Origin of the sequence: Pseudomonas viridiflava (genome assembly GCF_900184295.1) — a bacterium.
Lineage (GTDB): Bacteria > Pseudomonadota > Gammaproteobacteria > Pseudomonadales > Pseudomonadaceae > Aquipseudomonas > Aquipseudomonas viridiflava.
In genome coordinates, this window is sequence record NZ_LT855380.1 from 4,673,921 (window position 1) to 4,692,323 (window position 18,403).

An 18,403-nucleotide genomic window follows, 5' to 3' on the forward strand; every position below is an offset into this window, starting at 1 on the left:
GCTTCATGCGCGTGCTGATCATCGAAGACGAAGAAAAAACCGCAGACTACCTGCGTCGGGGCCTGACCGAGCAAGGCTACGCCGTGGACGTGGCCCGCGATGGCATCGAGGGGCTGCACCTGGGGCTGGAAAACGATTACGCCGTCATGGTGCTCGACGTCATGCTGCCGGGGCTGGACGGGTTCGGCGTGCTGCGGGCGTTGCGGGCTCGCAAGCAGACACCGGTGATCATGCTCACCGCCCGCGAACAGGTCGATGATCGCATCCGCGGGCTGCGTGAAGGCGCCGACGACTATCTGGGCAAGCCGTTCTCGTTTCTTGAATTGGTGGCGCGCCTGCAAGCGCTCACCCGGCGCAGCGGGGGTCATGAACCGGTGCAGATCAGCATTGCCGACCTGTGGATCGACCTGATCAGTCGCAAGGCAACCCGTGCCGGAGCGCGCCTGGAACTGACCGCCAAGGAGTTCTCCCTGCTGAGCGTGCTGGCCCGACGTCAAGGGGACATCCTGTCCAAGACCGCCATCGCCGAGATGGTCTGGGACATCAATTTCGACAGCGACACCAATGTCGTCGAGGTGGCGATCAAACGCCTGCGCGCCAAGCTTGACGGCCCGTATGAGCAGAAGTTGCTGCACACCATCCGCGGCATGGGTTACGTGCTGGAGAACCGCAGTGCGGATTGACTCGATTGCCCTGCGGTTGGGCGGTCTTTTTGCGCTCGTGGCGTTGGGCGTCTTCCTGTTGATCGGCTGGGCGCTGTACCTGCAGGTCGACAAGAGCCTGGATCTGCTGCCCCGCGCCGAAGTGGATGCGCGCTACAGCGTGCTGGAGTCGGCGGTCAATCGTTACGGCACGCAAGAACACTGGGCCAAGATCAAGACCAAGCTCAACCTGCTGAGTGAAGAGGACAAGCGCCTGCGGTTCTGGGTGGTCAGCGATGATCCGCGCTTCGAGTTCGGCGAGCCCGACGCGGCCATTCGCCGATTTGCCAGCGGGCCTCTGGGTATGCGCGACCTCAGGCTGGATGATCATCCCTTCGCGTTCAAAGTGCTGGTCAGCGAATTCGCCCCGAGGGATCAGCGCCCTGCCCTGCGTTTTCTCACCGCCATCGACACCGAGACGTTCTGGCATGCGCAGCACTCGCTACTGATCGCACTGGTCAGCTTCGCAGCGTTGGGCATTCTGTTGGCCTCGGCGCTGGGCTACTGGGTTGCGCGCATTGGCTTGCGTCCGCTGGCAACGCTGTCGCTTGAAGTGCAGAAACTTGCCCCGCCAAGGCTGTCAGGGCGTCTGCAACTGTCGCCATTGCCGCCCGAGCTCGAGCAGTTCGTGGCCTCGTTCAATTCAACCCTTGAGCGCGTCGAGCAGGCGTATTCGCGGCTGGAGTCGTTCAACGCCGATGTCGCCCATGAACTGCGCTCGCCGCTGACCAACCTGATCGGTCAGACTCAGGTCGCCCTGACCCGGGGCCGTTCGGCCGAGCATTATTTCGAAGTGCTGCAATCGAACCTCGAAGAACTCGAACGGCTGCGTTCGATCATCAACGACATGCTGTTTCTGGCCAGTGCCGATCAGGGCACCCGGGTTCAGGAGTTGACTCGGGCATCACTGGCCGGGGAAGTCGCCACCACGCTGGACTATCTGGATTTCATCCTCGAAGACGCACAGGTTCAGGTGCAGGTCGAAGGTGACGCCAGCGTACCGATTGAAAAGGCCCACCTGCGCCGGGCACTGATCAACCTGCTGCACAATGCCGTACAGCACACAGAGGCCGGGGAAAGGATCAGCGTGAGTATCCAGGCGCAGGAGGATCACGTCAGCATCGGCGTGGCCAATCCGGGTGCACCGATCCCGGAAGAACATCTTCCCCGGCTGTTCGAGCGCTTCTACCGGGTCGATGCATCGCGCAGCAACAGCGGTGCCAACCATGGTCTGGGACTTGCCATCGTCAAAGCCATCGCCCTGATGCACGGCGGCTCGGTGTTCGTGAACAGCGACCGGGGCATCAATACATTCGGCATCCGTCTTCCGCACTGATTATCCGTTTGCCAAACTTAATATTGACGCTCGGTATTTGACGGTCTTGAATGGTTTAAAAAACAGTCTTTATTCTTCAGGCGCGCTTATTAGAGCTGCAACAGGCGTGCTATATATGCTGGCCTTTACAAGACTGCCAATAAAGTTAATGACCCACATCAATTATCAAGAATCATTCGTTTGCAGGTAGTACCCACCAATGCCGTTGTCTGCATCCACACAAGCCGCGTCTTACAAGTGGTCCCGGTCAGAGCTCATGCTCATTTTCGGCAGCTCGCTGTCGGTCCTCTCGATTCTGACCATCGTGGCGTCACTGTTGGTGCGCGAACGCAGTGATACCGCGCTATCCGCTGCACGTACCGCCTCCAACATGGTGCAGTTGATCGACGCTGACGTGATGCGCAACGCCGAACTGTATGACTCTTCCCTGCAAGGCATGATAAAGGCCTGGCAACGCCATGACCTGATGAGTCTCTCACCGGAATTGCGTCAGTTGGTACTGTTTGATCGTTCGACTGCCGCGCCTTACAAAGGTGATTTGGTCTTGCTCGACAACCGGGGAGAGATATTGGCAGACTCGTTATCGGTCATACCGCGCGACGATAACTTTTCGGACCGTTCCTATTTCAAGGAACATGCCACTGACCCGTCACTGGAGTTGCATGTCAGCCCGCCTTACAAGACCCGTTGGGGTTACAAGGATTGGTGCATCGGTTTCAGCCGAAGAATGTCAGGACCCCATGGCGAGTTCATGGGTATTGCCAGTGCTGCCATGCGTCTGGTGTATTTCAAACAGTTGTTCATGAGTCAGAAGCTGGGTAATGACAGCAGTATTAACCTGATCAATACCAAAGGTATTTTGATTGTTCGCCACCCTGACAGGGACGGGCAGGAATTGATCGGTAAGGACTTCAGCCAGACTGCCAACTTCCAGCGCATGCTCAAGGAGGGCGAAGGCAGCTTTTCTGCCTGGTCGACCCAGTTGAATGCACAGCGGTTCTACACCTTTTCGAGGGTCGGTAATCTGCCCTTGATTGTCGTGGTCGGCCAGTCCGAAGCAGAGGTGTACGCAGTCTGGCGGCGCAATGCCTGGCTGGTCGGCTCGGCCACCAGTGTGCTGTGTCTGGGGATACTGTGGCTGACAGGCCTGCTGTGCCGCGAATTACGCAGACGCCAGCGAGCCGAAGACCAACTGGCCTGCCTGGCGGCGACCGATGGCCTTACCGGGCTGGATAATCGACGCCAGCTCGACGCTGCGATGGAAACCGAATGGTCGCGTGCACACCGCTCGGGCAAGCCGCTGTCGATGCTGATGATCGACGTTGATCACTTCAAGGCATTCAACGAGCGCCATGGGCACCAGGGCGGCGATCAGGCGCTGCGCAAGGTGGCTCAGACCATTGCAGATAACATAAGGCGCCCGGGTGATATGGCGGCCCGCTACGGGGGCGAAGAGTTTGTCGTGGTGCTGCCGGAAACCGACAGCAACGGCGCGCTGATACTCGCTGAAAACGTACGCAAGGCCATCGAATCCATGCCGCCCTTCCCCGGCGATGAACAGCCAATCACGGTCAGCATTGGCGTTGCGTCGCAGATGGTTCATTCAGGTGACAAGCTGGCGGCGTTCTTCGGCATTGCCGACAAGGCGCTCTATCAGGCCAAGAACAATGGCCGTAACCGGGTCGAGCTGCGTGTGGCGGCGGCGAACATTGCAGGTCTGGCCTGAGAGATTGGAGGCATAAAAAAACGCCAGACTGGCTGGCGTTTTCTTAGTACCGCTGAGCTACCGGATTACGAGGCGGCGCGGGCTGCGTCACGAAGTGCTTTGACTTCGTCGTGGTTCTTCAGAACGCCCTGATATTGCTTTTCGATAACAGCGATCACTGCCGGGGAAACGCCCTTCTCGCGGGATTTCTCCAGAGCCTTGCTGTAAGCTTTTTTGGCGACATCTTCGCCACGCTCTACTTCTTCCAGCACAGCCTTGTCATCGCTGCTGGTGAATGCGGTTTTCAGCTTGACCCATGCCTGGTGCAGGTCGGCCGATACGCTGGACGAATCTTCTGGCTTGCCGCCCAGTTGTTGTACGTGCTGCTGAAGCTCTCGCACTGCAGCGCCGACTTCAGTCGAACGACGTGCAAGGAAGGATTTCACCTGTGGGCTTTTCGCATTCTCTGCACTGGTCTTGAAACCTTCTTCGCCGTCAATGCTGGTTTCGATCAGGTCATTGAGGATAGAGATCGTTTCTTTGTTGATATCAGTCATTTGATAATTTCCTAATGGCAGGTTGATACGAAAGTTGCTTCTGCATTGAACATTGCAGTCGTCATGCCAGCTTTTTTAAAAATTTTATTCGTTTAAAATCAATAGCTTACGAAATTTTCACAAAGTGATTATCGTGATTTCTGCATGAACCGCACCTTGCCTGCATGCAGAATGCACGTATCGTGTTGGTTCAAGCGAAACGACAGAAGGTCCCGTCCGTGAATCCTGAAAAACTCAAGCTGCTGGTCACCCAGGAAATGCCATTTGGCAAGTACAAGGGACGGCTGATCGCCGACCTGCCCGGCCATTACCTGAACTGGTTCGCCCGTGAGGGCTTTCCGAAAGGTGAGCTGGGTGGCCTGCTGGCCCTGATGCAGGAGATCGATCACAACGGCCTCAGCGAGATACTGGACCCGATCCGCACTCGCCCGCGTCAGTCCTTCAAGGACCGCGGTGCCTGAGCGGAGGCAAAAAAAAACGGTGCGCCGGACCAGGGCACACCGCAAAGCCATACAACCAACAACAACTTCTTTGAACGGGGCCAGACGTCTGGCCTCGTATTGATCGTGCCCATCACGGGTGCGCATGCAGCACGTGAAGCTGCGTCATACCCGAGAGCGGACGCGGAGCGTCCTGGGCGGCATTCCCACGCGGAGCGTGAGGAACGATCAGGGTGATATCGCGCTCGCCGATCATGCCCATGCTTGCGCTCAGCGTTATATCCAAGGCTTGCTGCAACCACGGACTACAGTGGGAGGCGGCTTGCCGGCGATGCGTTTTCCGAAGCGCCACGTCGGTGACTGAACTGACGCTATCGCCGGCAAGCCGCCTCCCACGGGGTATGTGTCGAGTCAGGCAGTTTCGTCTTGGCGCCGTTTTACGCGTCTTCCAGACTTACTCAGTCAAACAACGCCAACGCCTGCGCAGTCGCTTCCTGAATGCGGCCCCAGTCGCCATTCTTGACCCAGGCGTTGTCGATCATCCAGGTACCGCCAACGCACATGACGTTTGGCAGGGCCATGTAGTTCTTGAGGTTCTGTTCGTTGACGCCGCCGGTGGGGCAGAAGCGTACTTCGTTGAAAGGTCCGCCCAGGGCCTTGATCGCCGCTACCCCACCGCTGATTTCAGCCGGGAACAGCTTGAATCGGCGATAGCCCATGGCGTAGCCGATCATGATTTCCGAGGCACTGCTGACACCTGGCAGCAACGGCAGCGGGCTGTCAACGGCGGCCTGCAGCAGATCCTGCGTGCTGCCGGGGGTGACGATGAACTGCGAACCTGCGGCTTCGGCATCGGCCAGCATCTTGCGATCCAGGATCGTGCCTGCGCCCACGCACAGTTCCGGGCGTTGTTCACGCAGGATGCGGATGGCGCTCAAGCCGAACGCCGAACGCAGGGTGACTTCCAGAGCGGTCATGCCGCCAGCGGCGAGAGCGTCGGCCAGTGGCAGAACATCCTCGTCACGGGCAATGGTGATGACCGGCAGAATCTTCGCTTTTGCGCAGAGTTCATCGATCTGGACAATCTTGTTCGCCATGCTGTTGAGCGGCTGATTATTTTCGTTCTGTGTCATGGCGACGTTTCCTTTGCTTATGGGCACCAGTAAATCTCAAGAGACGGTTCTAGAAAGGCACGGACCGGCATTTCGGCGAGATCATCGCCCGCCAGCGCCGCGCGCAGAGTGTCGAGTTTGGCCTGCCCGGACACCGACAGGATTGGTCGCTTCGCCGACGCCAACAGGCGGCGGGTCAGGGTCAGGCGCTGATGCGGCACGCTGGGAGCCAGCATCGGCAGGCAACGGCGTTCACTGTCCAGGCTCAAGGCCTCGGTCAGGTTCGGGCTGTTGGGGAATAGCGACGCAGTGTGGCCGTCATCGCCCATGCCCAGAATCAGTACGTCAATGGGCGGCAGCTCGGCCAGCGCCTTGTCGGCCGCCAATGCGGCCTCCTCAACGCTGCCCGCCACGTTGTACAGACCAAGGAATTTCGCCTTGGCCGCAGGGCCTTGCAGCAGATGACGCTGCAACAGACCCGCGTTGCTGTCGGCATGCTCGGTCGGCACAAAGCGCTCGTCAGCCAGGCTGACGACTACCTTGCTCCAGTCCAGCGGCTGTTGCGCCAGGCTCTGGAAAAACGCCACCGGACTGCGGCCGCCGGAGACCACCAGGGTCGCCAGGCCGTTCTCGCCGATGGCCGCGTTCAGTTGCCCGGCCACATTCGCAGCCAGCGCATCGGCCAACTGCTGCGGGTTGTCGAATTCACGCGCTACCAGCCCTGCTGGCAGCTCAAGGTCACATATCGCCATACCAGGATCTCCCGTCGCGAGTAATCAGAGCAATGGAGCTCATCGGCCCCCAGGATCCGGCCGCATAAGGCTTGGGCGCATCGCCCGCCTTCTTCCAGCCTGCGATCAACTGATCACACCATTGCCACGCGTACTCGATTTCATCTTTGCGGACAAACAGGTTCTGATTGCCACGCATGACTTCCAGCAACAACCGCTCATAGGCGTCGGGGACCCGAGCGCTGCGGTAAGTGTCGGAAAAATTCAGTTGCAGAGGACCGCTGCGCAGTTGCATGCCCTTGTCCAGGCCCTGATCCTTGGTCATCACCTGCAGGGAAATGCCTTCATCCGGCTGCAGGCGGATGATCAGACGGTTGCTGATCTGCAAACGCTGCTCAGGGGCGAAGATGTAGTGCGGCGGCTCTTTGAAGTGGATCACGATCTGCGACAGTTTCTGCGGCATGCGTTTGCCGGTGCGCAGGTAAAACGGCGTGCCCGACCAGCGCCAGTTGCGGATGTCGGCCCGCAAGGCGACGAAGGTTTCGGTGTCGCTCTGGGTGTTGGAGTTTTCTTCTTCCAGGTAACCGGGCACCGCCTTGCCTTCGCTGTAGCCGCCGGTGTACTGACCGCGCACCACCTGGGTCGCCAGACGCTCGGGCGTGAACGGCGCCAGTGCCTTGAGCACCTTGACCTTCTCGTCACGAATACTGTCGGCCGACAGGTCGCTCGGCGGGTCCATCGCAATCAGGCAGAGCAGTTGCAGCAGGTGGTTCTGGATCATGTCGCGCAGCTGGCCGGCCTGATCGAAATAGCCCCAGCGGCCCTCGATACCGACCTTCTCGGCCACGGTGATTTCCACGTGGGAAATGTGATTCTGGTTCCACTGGGTTTCGAACAGGCTGTTGGCGAAACGCAAGGCAATGAGGTTCTGTACCGTGTCCTTGCCCAGATAGTGGTCGATGCGATAGACGCGGTTTTCCGGGAAGAACTGCGCGACGGCATCGTTGACGCGACGCGAAGACGCAAGGTCGTGGCCGATCGGCTTTTCCAGCACCGCGCGGGTGCGGTCTGCCAGATTGACCGAGGCCAGGTTCTCGCAGATCGCGCCATACACCGATGCGGGTGTGGCGAAGTAGGCGATCAGGGTTTCTGCGTCACCCACGCGCTCGGCCAGTGCAACGTAATCCTCGGCCTTGAGGAAATCGACGTGCAGGTAGCTCAGGCGCCCCAGGAAACGGGAAACGTGTTCGTCTTCAAGCTGCGCCTCGGAAATGAAGCGACGCATGGATTGTTCGATGTAGGCCAGATGCGACGGTGCGTCGCCCGGCTCTCGCGCCAGCGCAAGAATTTTTGTGTCTTCATGCAGGAGTCCAGCGCGATCAAGCTGATAAAGAGCCGGGAACAGCTTGCGAACTGCCAGGTCCCCCAGGGCACCAAACAGGGCAAATGTGCACGGTTCAACCGTAATCAAGGGCATAATGTTGGTTCTTTTATCAAGTTAGGCTACAAATACCTTTTTTAAAGGCGTTACTCAAGGCCATATGTAGTAATAACCACAACATTCTGCCTAAAAGCATATTCCAGTGGTGATCAACACAGGCCCTCAGTACGATAGGCCACCTTTGCTACAGGCTAAAGGGCTAATAAAAGCTCGAGCGAAAACCGTTGGTGAATCAGCCCCGACAAGGATTTTGAATGGACCGCATTAGAAACCTCCTGGAGCAAATCCAGGGCCGACTCGATGAGCTGAACAAGGCCGAACGCAAGGTGGCCGAAGTGATTCTGCTCAACCCGCAGATGGCGACGCGACTGAGCATCGCCGCGCTGGCGCAGGCTGCGAAAGTCAGCGAGCCGACCGTCAATCGTTTCTGCCGCTCGTTCAATGTCAGTGGTTACCCGGAGCTCAAGCTGCAACTGGCCCAGAGCCTGGCCAGCGGCGCGGCTTACGTCAGCCGTGCGGTCGAAGCCGATGACAATCCCGAGGCTTACACGCAGAAGATTTTCGGCAGCGCCATCGCGTCACTGGACAGCGCCTGCCAGCAACTGGACCCGACGCTGATCAGCAAGTCGGTGGACATGCTGATCCAGGCGCGCCAGATTCACTTCTTCGGTCTGGGGGCTTCGGCACCTGTCGCGCTCGACGCGCAACACAAGTTTTTCCGCTTCAATCTGGCGGTGACGGCGCATGCCGATGTGCTGATGCAGCGCATGATTGCGTCGGTGGCGCACACCGGTGAGCTGTTCGTGATCATTTCCTACACCGGCCGCACCCGCGAGCTGGTGGAAGTCGCGCGCATTGCACGGGCCAACGGCGCTTCGGTACTGGGCCTGACCGCTGCCGGTTCGCCACTGGCCCAGGCAAGCACCGTCAGCCTGAACATCCCGCTGCCGGAAGACACCGACATTTACATGCCGATGACCTCACGGATCATCCAGCTCACCGTACTGGACGTGCTGGCGACCGGCATGACCCTGCGCCGTGGCGTGGACTTCCAGCCGCACCTGCGCAAGATCAAGGAAAGCCTCAACGACAGCCGCTATCCAGTCGAGGATCAGGGCTGAGCGCCAGCCCGAGAGCGGACGCGGAGCGTCCCGAGAGACATTCCCACGCGGAGCGTGAGGAACGATCAACCCTCACCGCGCACTGATCGTGCCCATCGCTCTGCGTCACATTCGCAAGCGAACGCTCAATACGCCAACTGCGCCTGTAGCTTGAGCTGCGCGTGCTGCCCTGGCGCAAGGCTGAAGCTTTCGCCGCTGCCTGATGCCGCTTCCACGCGAACGAAGCCTGCGGTCTCGCTGCCACACACGCCCAGTAATGGACGGTTACCGGGGTGCCAGACGACGGTGTTGGTGCTGTCGCCGGTGTCGATGTTCAACTGTCGCGCCCAGGCCGGATCCTGAAGCTGTAACGCGCCCTCGTGCTCGAAGACTCGCTGGCAGCCGCCCGCCACCCGCAGCGCACCGTGTTGCTGGCACGCCTGACGACTCAGTTCGTCATAGCCCGGCGCACCGTCCAGACCTTGCAGCGCCACCTGGGCAACGTCGCTGATGCGCCAATAGGCGTGCAGTGCATGACTGAAATGGCAGGGTTCGCTGTCTTCATGGCAGGTGCTCAGGCTCAGTTCCATGCACTGCCCCAGCTGGGCATGCAGGTCGGCCTGCCAGTCGCAGAGCTGCAAGCGCCAATGCAGGCTCACGCCCGCCTCGCTTTCGCTGCTGTCGATCAGCTTCCAGTCCAGCAAACGGCCCCAGCCATGGGCCGGCCAGCCGTTTTCGCCCGGATGCCGCCCGTACCAGGGCCAGCAAACCGGCACTCCGCCCCGAATCGCCCCTACCTGCGGCCATTGCGCCGCGCACCAGAGCCAGGGCTTCTGGTCGCGGGGCTGAAAGTGCAACAACTGCGCGCCCTGCCGACTGAACACCGCCTGACACTGCGGATGGTCGATCACCAGCACATCGCGCAACTGGTGGCGCTCCCACTCGAACGTCGGACGGGCGCGGCGGGATCGGAAGAAGCGTTGCAGGGGATGCTCGGAAATCTGCGCGTCGTCGGAAGTCATCGCCAGTCGCGTCCTGAAAAAAAGGGGAATTCAAGCCAATAAAAAACGGGCAGCCAGGCTGCCCGCAAAGCACACACGACCCTTGATCGCTCTATGCGTCATTCATGATTCATGTCAGCTCTGAATCAGAACTTCGACTGAATCTTCAGACCTGCCACGATGGCATCGTCAACCTTGTCAACACCGCCCGGGTGCTTGACGTACTGAAGGTTGGGACGCACGGTCAGCCAGTTGGTGACGTGGAAGCCGTAGTAGATCTCGGAGTTGTATTCGGTCTGCTGCACTGGCAGGAAGCCCGGATTGTCGTAGTCGTTGATGTTGTTGATCTGGTTCTGCAGACGGCGGCGATCCTGAACATCATCGTTTACGTGGATACGGGCGAAGCCGATGCCGATGTCATCCTTCGGACGGGAATCGAACGGACCTTTATAGGTGAAACCGATCTGCTGGTAGTTGTCGACAAAGTTGGTTTCCTTGTCGTGCACGGTGGCGTTGGCGAAGATGCTCAGACCGCGCGAGGCATCGCCGTTGTGTGCAGTCAGCTGTTGCTGAGCGACGACCCACCAGCCTTTCTTGCTGTCATGCGACTTGAACGCAGCGCCGGTAACAGCCTGAGGCTGACCGTTGACGTCTTCATAGACATCGTCGGCATTCGGCGTGCTCTTGTAGAAGCCGACACGGTACTCACCCGGCAACGAATTGACGGTAGGTGTCCAGACCAGTTCCACCGGCAGGATCATGCCTTTGGTGCCGCTGCCGCTGAGCTTGAAGCCGTTGCCGGTTTCCAGGTTCGACGGGTTCTGCTCGTACACGCCGATCTGCGCATACACTTCAGGCGTGATGTTGTACTTCACGCGCAAGGCCCACTGGCTGATTGGCCAGTTGTACCAGGTGTTCACGTAGTTACCGACCTGCGAGCCGCAGAACGACAGGTTCTGGAAATCGCACGGGAAGCTGTTGAAGTCTTCGCCCGGTCCGAAACGACCGACCTTGACGTCCAGCGCGCCGTCGAAGTATTTCTGCTTGACCCACATTTGCGTCAGACGCCAGGTCTGACCACGACCCCAGACTTCCTGCGAGGAGCTGAGGGTGCCGGCGCGAGGATCGCCGATGCGGTCGTTGGAGATGTTGCGGCCACTACGCTCAGTGATCGCCAGCTTGAATTCAGCGTCGTTCCAGCCCAGCACCTTCTCCAGATCGACCTTCATGCCCAGCGCGAACTGATCGCTGTAACGGCCGGTCTTGTCATCGTTGTAGCCGCCCTTGATGTTGCTGGCCATCTCGGACACGTATTCCAGCGAGAAGTCGTAACCCTTGTCGAGCAGCTCGGTACGTTTTCCGCCCCAGTCACCGGTCATCCACGGTGAGTCGTAGGAAAACGCATCTGCCGCATGAGCGCTACCTGCCAGGCTCATTGCACCAATAACGGACAGCTTGCCTACCAACTGCAGCCGGGAATGCGATTTAGCCTTGTTGATCTTCTTCATCCCATCAATCCTCGTTTTATTGTTATTAGCTTTGGTTTACGTCTTACATCACTGCTTCGTGTTCGCTGGTGGGTCGCTTGCCTGAGCGAAAGGCGACCCGCCAGCTGTGCTCGGTGGATCAAGCTATCACTTGCGGCTCAACTGGGAAACATTGTTCACACGCTCAGCCGAAGGCTGGCTTCCCAACACGCCCAGACGCTCACCGCTCTTGGCGTCGAACAGCAAAACCTTCGAAGGATCGAATTGCAGGGTCAGGCTTTCGCCGACCTGTGGCGCAACGTCCGGCGCCAGACGGCAGCAGACTTTACTCTGATTCAGTGTGACGAACACCAGCGTGTCCGGACCGGTCGGTTCGGTGACCTGGACTTCGGCGCGAATGGTCGGCAGCGCGGTAGGTTCGCCGCTCGCCAGAGTGATCTGCTCAGGACGGATGCCCAGAATGATTTCCCGATCCTCAAGCCCGGCGTCGCTGACGCCAACCGGCAGTTCGCAGCGCGCCTGACCGCTGTCGAGCAGCGCCACCAGACGGCCGTCCTGGCGTTGCAGGCGCAATGGGATGAAGTTCATCGGCGGCGAGCCGATGAAGCTGGCCACGAACAGATTGGCCGGGTCGTTGTAGATCTGCTTGGGCGTACCGAACTGCTGGACGATGCCATCCTTCATGACCGCGACCTTGTCACCCAGTGTCATGGCCTCGATCTGGTCGTGGGTCACGTACACAGTGGTGGTTTTCAGACGCTGGTGCATCAGTTTCATTTCGGTACGCATCTCGACGCGCAGCTTGGCGTCGAGGTTGGAAAGCGGTTCGTCGAACAGGTAGATCTTTGGACGGCGTGCCAGGGCACGGCCCATGGCCACACGCTGTTGCTGACCACCGGACAGCTGGCCCGGCTTGCGGTTGAGCAGGTGCTCGATCTGCAGCAGCTTGGCGACCCGTGCCACCTCTTCTTCAATGGCAGCAGGCGCCATCTTGCGAATTTTCAGGCCGAACGCGATGTTTTCTCTCACGCTCATGGTCGGGTACAGCGCGTAGGACTGGAACACCATCGCGATGTCACGATCCTTCGGACTGGTGCCGCTGACATCTTCGCCATCGATCAGGATCGCGCCGCCAGTGATGTTTTCCAGGCCCGCGATGCAGTTCATCAGGGTGGATTTGCCGCAACCGGACGGACCGACCAGGATCAGGAACTCGCCGTCCTTGATCGACAGTTCGATGTTCTTCAGCGTGTCCGGCAGGTTGGTGCCGTAGGTCTTGTTGACGTTGCGTAGCTCGAGAGTCGCCATGATTACCCCTTGACCGCGCCGGCTGTGAGCCCACGCAGGAAATACTTGCCAGCCAGTACGTACACCAGCAGTGTCGGCAGCCCGGCGATCATCGCCGCCGCCATGTCAACGTTGTATTCCTTGGCGCCGGTGCTGGTGTTGACCAGGTTGTTCAGCGCCACGGTAATGGGCTGCGATTCGCCACTGGAGAACACCACGCCGAACAGGAAGTCGTTCCAGATCTGGGTGAACTGCCAGATCAGGCACACCATCACGATCGGCGTCGACATCGGCAGGATGATGCGGCCAAAGATGGTGAAGAAACCTGCGCCATCCAGGCGTGCGGCGCGCACCAGCGCATCCGGCACGCTGACGTAGTAGTTACGGAAGAACAGCGTGGTGAATGCCAGACCGTAGACCACGTGAACGAACACCAGGCCCGTGGTGGTGTTGGCCAGGCCCATCTTGCCCAGCGTGAAGGACGCAGGCAGCAGAACGGTCTGGAACGGCAGGAAGCAGCCGAACAGCAACAGGCCGAAGAACAGTTGCGAGCCGCGGAATTTCCACATCGACAGCACGTAGCCGTTGAGTGCGCCAATGGCGGTGGAGATGATCACGGCTGGAACGGTGATGCGCAGCGAGTTCCAGAAATAGCCGTCGACGATGTCCCAGGCCTTGACCCAGCCGATGACGGTGACGACGCTCGGCCAGCTCAGCAGGTTGCCGGTGCCGATGTCTTCCGGGGTCTTGAAGCTGGTGAACAGCATGACCACCAGCGGAACCAGATAAATCAAACAGGCCAGCAACAGCACGGCGTGAATCACCACGCGGCTGAGGCTGATGCCTGGCTTGCCTACAAGACTAGTCATTGCGCTTGGTCCTCAGCTCGGAGTACAGGTACGGCACCAGAATTGCCAGGATCGCGCCGAGCATCAGAATCGCACTCGCCGAACCCATGCCCATCTGGCCACGGCTGAAGGTGAAGGAATACATGAACATGGCGGGCAGGTCCGAGGAGTAACCGGGGCCACCGGCCGTCATCGCAGCCACCAGGTCGAAGCTCTTGATCGCGATGTGCGCCAGGATCATCACCGCACTGAAGAACACCGGACGCAGGCTTGGCAGCACCACGCGCCAGTAGATCATCGGCAGGCTCGCGCCATCCATCTGCGCAGCACGGATGATCGACTGATCGACACCGCGCAGGCCGGCCAGGAACAGTGCCATCACAAAGCCGGACGACTGCCAGACAGCGGCGATCACCAGGCAATACACCACACGGTCAGGATCGATCAGCCAGTCCAGGCGAAAGCCTTCCCAGCCCCAGTCGCGCAGCATCTTGTCCAGACCCAGGCCCGGGTTGAGCAGCCACTTCCAGGCCGTACCGGTGACGATCATCGAGAGCGCCATCGGGTACAGATAAATAGTGCGGATCGCGCCTTCGCGACGGATGCGCTGGTCCAGCAGGATCGCCAGAAAGACACCGATCACCAGACTGATGCCGATGAACATGCCACCGAACACTGCAAGGTTCTTGCTCGCGACCCACCAGCGGTCGTTGTCCATCAGGCGCGCGTATTGCGCCAGACCGACCCACTTGTAGGACGGCAGGAACGTCGAGTTGGTGAACGAAAGGACGAACGTCCACAGGATGTAACCGTAGAAACCAACCAACACGATGAACATGCTTGGCGCCAGCACCAGTTTCGGTAGCCAACGTTGCAATGTATCCAGTGGCGAGGCTTTGCTGAACACAGCGACAGAGCTCATCGGGAGTATCCCATTCGGTGTATCGAATTCAGGCCACAGGCACGGGTGAAATCGGTTTCGATTCCACCCGCGCAGACTGCAGCGGTACGTCAGGTTATGCGGATTACTGGGCTGACTTGACGGCGGTGGCCAATTGCTTGGCGGTCGCGGCCGGATCGGCTGACGGGTTGTTGATGTAATTGGTGATCACATCAAAGAACGCGCCCTGGACTGCCAGCGAGGTGGCCATGTTGTGCGCCATGCTCGGTTGCAGACCGCCGGTTTTCGAATCCGCCAGGAAGTCCTTGGCTGCGGTTTGCGCGCAGGAATCGAAGCCGTATTTGGCCATGTCATTGAGCATGTCTTCACGAACCGGAATCGAGCCCTTGTTGATGCTGAAGACTTTCTGGAAGTCCTCACCCATCGCAACCTTGGCCAGATCCTGCTGGGCAGCGGTCGTGCCCTTGTCCTTCTGCTTGAACACAGCCAGCGAGTCGATGTTGTAGGTGAACGCCTTGTCGGTGCCCGGGAAGGCTACGCACTGGTAATCCTTGCCCGCGACTTTCTTGGCGGCGGTCCATTCACTCTTGGCCCAGTCACCCATGATCTGCATACCGGCCTTGCCGTTGATGACCTTGGCCGCTTCCAGGTTCCAGTCCTGACCCTTGCCGTCGGCGTCCATGTAGGTCGTGACTTTCTTGAGTTCGGTGAGCGACTTGACCATGCCTTCGCCGGTCAGTGCATCCTTGTCGAGATCAACCAGGGCTTTCTTGTAACCGTCTGCACCCATGACCGACATCACGACCGCTTCGAACACGGTGCTGTCCTGCCATGGCTGACCGCCGTGAGCCAGCGCAATGAAACCGGCTTTCTTCAGCTTGTCGCCAGCGGCGTAGAATTCTTCGAGGGTGGTCGGCGCTTTTTCGATGCCGGCTTTCTTGAAGACCTCAGGGTTGATCCACAGCCAGTTGACGCGGTGAATGTTCACCGGCACGGCAACGTAATCACCGTCGTACTTCACGGTATCGGAGACTTTCTTGTCCAGCAGCGAGTCCCATTTTTCTGCCTTGGCGACGTCTTTCAACGCGTCGGTGTCGAGCAGACCGGTGGACGCCCATTCCTGAATGTCCGGGCCTTTGATCTGGGCAACGCCAGGCGGGTTGCCGGCAACGGCGCGGCTTTTGAGCACGGTCATGGCAGTGGAACCACCACCACCGGCCACGGCGCCGTCTTTCCAGGTGAAGCCGTCTTTTTCAACTTGCGCTTTCAGGACATCAACCGCAGCTTTTTCGCCACCCGACGTCCACCAGTGCACGACTTCTACAGTGCCTTTGGCATCAGCAGCATGGGCGCTCAGCGGGAACAGGGAGGCGAGGGAGATGACAACGGCGAGGCGTGACATTGAATTCATCGAATTGACCTTTCTTGTTGTTATGCATGAGCAAGTCTGGTGCTTGCGCTTCGTGGGAGTCTAACCAAGCGAATCGCGAGGACGGTAACGAAGGGATGCGCGAATGTCACCGGATGGTTACATTCGATATCACTCTGATGTACGCGGCAGGTACAGCGTGACGCGCAGCCCGCCTTCGCGAAGATTCTGCAGGCTCACCTCCCCGCCATGGCTATGGGCGATATTGCGCGCGATGCCCAGCCCCAAGCCGTAGCCTTGCTGATTGCCGCCCGCCAGACGGAAATGCGGCTCGAAGACATGCTCCAGCCTCTGTTCAGGCACACCCGGCCCTTCGTCATCGACATGCAGCACAAAGGCCAGCGCGTTGTCCTCGACCTTGAGGTGCGCCCGGTCACCGTACTTGAGAGCGTTGTCGATCAGATTGCCGATGCAGCGCCTGAGGGCCAGCGGCTTGCCGGGATAGCAGGACAGGGCTGCGCCGGTCTGAGTGACACGCCCTTCTCCATCCGGACGCAGATAGGGTTCGACGAGACAGTCGAGCAGCACGTTGAGGTCCACCTGCTCGATGTTTTCATGGATATCAGTGTCCTTGACGCACTGCAGCGCGCCCTTCACCAGCAGCTCCAGTTCGTCGAGATCGCGTCCGAACTTGTATTGCATCTGCTCGTCTTCAAGCAGCTCGACACGCAGCCGCAGGCGAGTAATCGGTGTGCGCAGGTCGTGGGAAATGGCGCTGAACAATTGGCCGCGCTCGGTCAGGTAGCGACTGATCCGGGTGCGCATGGCATTGAAGGCACGGCTCACTTCAACCACTTCACTGCCGCCGCCCTCCACCACCGGCTCGACATCCGCACCCAGTGACATGTCCCGCGCAGCACGCGCCAAGCGTTTGAGCGGCCTGCTTTGCCAATGCACCAGCAGGCCAATGAACAGCAGCAGAAACGCGCTGGTCAGGCCGATGAACCAGACCTGTTGAATCGGCAGATCCTGCTCTTCGAGGGTGGTGTAAGGCTCGGGCAGCAACGAGGCGATGTAGAACCATTCGCCGGGCGCCATTTCGATCTGCGTAACCAGCACCGGCGGGTTGACCGGCTCCAGGGTCAGTGCGTAATGCGCCCAGGAACGCGGCAACTCGTCGAGCTTGAGCCCGCTGTTGAAGATTCGTAGGTCATCGGGTTTGACGAACCACACGGCAATGTCGGGATCGTTGCCCAAGTGCTGACGCAGCACTTGGCCGACCACATCGAGCACCGCCTGTTTGCGCGGCGTGGGTTGCAGGATCTGCATGTCCAGCGGGTGATCGTTGAGCGAGACCACGAAGCGCGTGCCGCCCATGCTGCGCAACTGATCCAGCACCAGCGGACGATAGGCGAGCGGCAGGGAACGGAAGTAACTGACGCTGGCCGCCATCGAGTACGCCAGGCTGCGCGCACTGGTCACCAGCCCTTCCATCTGGGTGGCTCGCAGTTGCGACAACCAGATCACGCTGGACAACGTCTGAGCGATCAACACCGCCAACAGCGTCAACAGCAGCATTCGCCCGAGCAGCGAACGCGGTAGCGGCAGGCTGCGTTTTTTAGGGCCTGCCACCGGCGTGTTAATAGCAGCTGCCTGCTTGCGCGTTGACGTTGGCTGCCAACAAATAGCCGCTGCCGCGCACGGTCCGGATCAGACGCGGCGACTTGCCCGTGTCACGCAGCCGTTGACGCAGGCGGCTGACCGCCATGTCGACGATGCGCTCCAGCGGCATCAGCTCACGGCCACGGGTGGCGTTGCCAATGGTGTCGCGATCCAGAATCTGCTGAGGGTTATCCAGAAACAGCTTGAGCAAAGCGAAGTCGGCGCCCGACAGGATCACTTCTTCGCCGTCGTTGTGAAACAGCCGGTGACTGACCATGTCCAGACGCCACTCGTCGAACAGGATAACGTCGCCACCGGGACGTTCCTGACCGAACTGCGCGCGGCGCAACAGCGCCTTGATCCGCGCCTGAAGCTCGCGAGGGCTGAACGGCTTGCCCAGGTAATCGTCGGCACCCAGCTCCAGACCAATGACGCGGTCGGCCTCGTCGGAACTGGCGGTGAGCATGATGATCGGCACATGCGGCTGACGCGGATGCTGGCGCACCCAGCGGCACAGGCTGAAGCCGTCTTCGTCGGGCAGCATGACGTCGAGAATCAGCAGGTCGCTGGATGCCTCGTTGAATGCCTGACGAAAGCCTGCGCCGTCGCCGACCGTGCGAACCTGAAAACCGGCACGGCTCAGGTAGGTGTCCAGCAACTCCCGAATCTCCTGGTCGTCATCCACCAGCAGGATCGATTTACTGACTGAACTCACGTGAAGGCGT

17 protein-coding genes are annotated in these 18,403 nt (G+C 59.6%); 5 read left to right on the forward strand and 12 right to left on the reverse strand.

Annotated features, from left to right (window positions below):
• The first annotated feature begins 5 nt into the window (after positions 1 to 5).
• The 3 genes from CFBP1590_RS21035 to CFBP1590_RS21045 all read left to right on the forward strand — a co-directional run bounded on the left by CFBP1590_RS21035 (position 6) and on the right by CFBP1590_RS21045 (position 3,763).
• Positions 6 to 683, forward strand: a complete 678-nt coding sequence (locus tag CFBP1590_RS21035; RefSeq protein ID WP_057411026.1) for a heavy metal response regulator transcription factor — start codon at positions 6 to 8, stop codon at positions 681 to 683.
• The gene (locus CFBP1590_RS21040) at positions 673 to 2,037 is read left to right on the forward strand and encodes a heavy metal sensor histidine kinase (RefSeq protein WP_029241973.1); all 1,365 of its coding nucleotides are present in this window, start codon (positions 673 to 675) and stop codon (positions 2,035 to 2,037) included. Before CFBP1590_RS21035 ends, CFBP1590_RS21040 begins: the two co-directional genes overlap by 11 nt.
• 199 nt (positions 2,038 to 2,236) lie before the next feature.
• A complete protein-coding gene (locus CFBP1590_RS21045) occupies positions 2,237 to 3,763 on the forward strand; it encodes a sensor domain-containing diguanylate cyclase (protein WP_058431884.1) in 1,527 nt (508 codons plus the stop codon).
• 65 nt (positions 3,764 to 3,828) lie between these two features.
• Here the strand turns inward: CFBP1590_RS21045 and CFBP1590_RS21050 are convergent, their stop codons facing one another.
• Positions 3,829 to 4,299 carry a PA2169 family four-helix-bundle protein gene (locus CFBP1590_RS21050; protein ID WP_025995021.1) on the reverse strand — a complete coding sequence of 157 codons (471 nt, stop codon included), beginning with the start codon at positions 4,297 to 4,299 and terminating at the stop codon, positions 3,829 to 3,831.
• 218 nt (positions 4,300 to 4,517) lie between these two features.
• On the opposite strand from CFBP1590_RS21050, the gene CFBP1590_RS21055 reads away from it, so the two are divergent.
• Positions 4,518 to 4,760, forward strand: coding sequence for a DUF3820 family protein (locus CFBP1590_RS21055; protein WP_073163482.1), 243 nt, complete (start codon positions 4,518 to 4,520; stop codon positions 4,758 to 4,760).
• A gap of 437 nt (positions 4,761 to 5,197) precedes the next feature.
• On the opposite strand, the gene CFBP1590_RS21060 is transcribed toward CFBP1590_RS21055, so the two are convergent.
• From CFBP1590_RS21060 to zwf, 3 genes are read right to left on the reverse strand one after another with little or no spacing between them, the layout of a single operon-like run.
• On the reverse strand, positions 5,198 to 5,872 hold the full coding sequence (locus CFBP1590_RS21060) for a bifunctional 4-hydroxy-2-oxoglutarate aldolase/2-dehydro-3-deoxy-phosphogluconate aldolase (RefSeq protein WP_025995019.1): 675 nt from the start codon (positions 5,870 to 5,872) through the stop codon (positions 5,198 to 5,200).
• 17 nt (positions 5,873 to 5,889) lie between these two features.
• A complete protein-coding gene (pgl, locus tag CFBP1590_RS21065) occupies positions 5,890 to 6,603 on the reverse strand; it encodes a 6-phosphogluconolactonase (protein WP_058431883.1) in 714 nt (237 codons plus the stop codon).
• Positions 6,590 to 8,059: a glucose-6-phosphate dehydrogenase gene (zwf, locus tag CFBP1590_RS21070; RefSeq protein ID WP_004878578.1), complete on the reverse strand. Its 1,470-nt coding sequence runs from the start codon at positions 8,057 to 8,059 to the stop codon at positions 6,590 to 6,592. Before zwf ends, pgl begins: the two co-directional genes overlap by 14 nt.
• A gap of 227 nt (positions 8,060 to 8,286) precedes the next feature.
• On the opposite strand from zwf, the gene CFBP1590_RS21075 reads away from it, so the two are divergent.
• A complete protein-coding gene (locus tag CFBP1590_RS21075) occupies positions 8,287 to 9,144 on the forward strand; it encodes a MurR/RpiR family transcriptional regulator (protein WP_170969002.1) in 858 nt (285 codons plus the stop codon).
• Between the two features lie 125 nt (positions 9,145 to 9,269).
• Here the strand turns inward: CFBP1590_RS21075 and CFBP1590_RS21080 are convergent, their stop codons facing one another.
• The 8 genes from CFBP1590_RS21080 to CFBP1590_RS21115 form a co-directional block, all read right to left on the reverse strand.
• The gene (locus CFBP1590_RS21080; protein WP_029241968.1) at positions 9,270 to 10,145 is read right to left on the reverse strand and encodes a D-hexose-6-phosphate mutarotase; all 876 of its coding nucleotides are present in this window, start codon (positions 10,143 to 10,145) and stop codon (positions 9,270 to 9,272) included.
• Positions 10,146 to 10,270: 125 nt separating this feature from the next.
• Positions 10,271 to 11,632 (reverse strand): carbohydrate porin, encoded by a 1,362-nt coding sequence (locus CFBP1590_RS21085; protein ID WP_088235854.1) that lies wholly within the window; start codon positions 11,630 to 11,632, stop codon positions 10,271 to 10,273.
• Between the two features lie 126 nt (positions 11,633 to 11,758).
• Complete coding sequence (locus tag CFBP1590_RS21090) at positions 11,759 to 12,919, reverse strand: ABC transporter ATP-binding protein (protein WP_029241967.1); 1,161 nt, start codon at positions 12,917 to 12,919, stop codon at positions 11,759 to 11,761.
• Between the two features lie 2 nt (positions 12,920 to 12,921).
• On the reverse strand, positions 12,922 to 13,767 hold the full coding sequence (locus CFBP1590_RS21095; protein ID WP_025995015.1) for a carbohydrate ABC transporter permease: 846 nt from the start codon (positions 13,765 to 13,767) through the stop codon (positions 12,922 to 12,924).
• Positions 13,760 to 14,668, reverse strand: coding sequence for a carbohydrate ABC transporter permease (locus CFBP1590_RS21100; RefSeq protein ID WP_004878565.1), 909 nt, complete (start codon positions 14,666 to 14,668; stop codon positions 13,760 to 13,762). Before CFBP1590_RS21100 ends, CFBP1590_RS21095 begins: the two co-directional genes overlap by 8 nt.
• Before the next feature lie 103 nt (positions 14,669 to 14,771).
• Positions 14,772 to 16,058, reverse strand: a complete 1,287-nt coding sequence (locus CFBP1590_RS21105) for an ABC transporter substrate-binding protein (RefSeq protein ID WP_029241966.1) — start codon at positions 16,056 to 16,058, stop codon at positions 14,772 to 14,774.
• Between the two features lie 129 nt (positions 16,059 to 16,187).
• Positions 16,188 to 17,594, reverse strand: coding sequence for an ATP-binding protein (locus CFBP1590_RS21110; RefSeq protein WP_004878562.1), 1,407 nt, complete (start codon positions 17,592 to 17,594; stop codon positions 16,188 to 16,190).
• A 61-nt stretch (positions 17,595 to 17,655) separates the two neighbouring features.
• The gene (locus CFBP1590_RS21115; protein WP_088235855.1) at positions 17,656 to 18,393 is read right to left on the reverse strand and encodes a response regulator; all 738 of its coding nucleotides are present in this window, start codon (positions 18,391 to 18,393) and stop codon (positions 17,656 to 17,658) included.
• Positions 18,394 to 18,403: the final 10 nt, after the last annotated feature.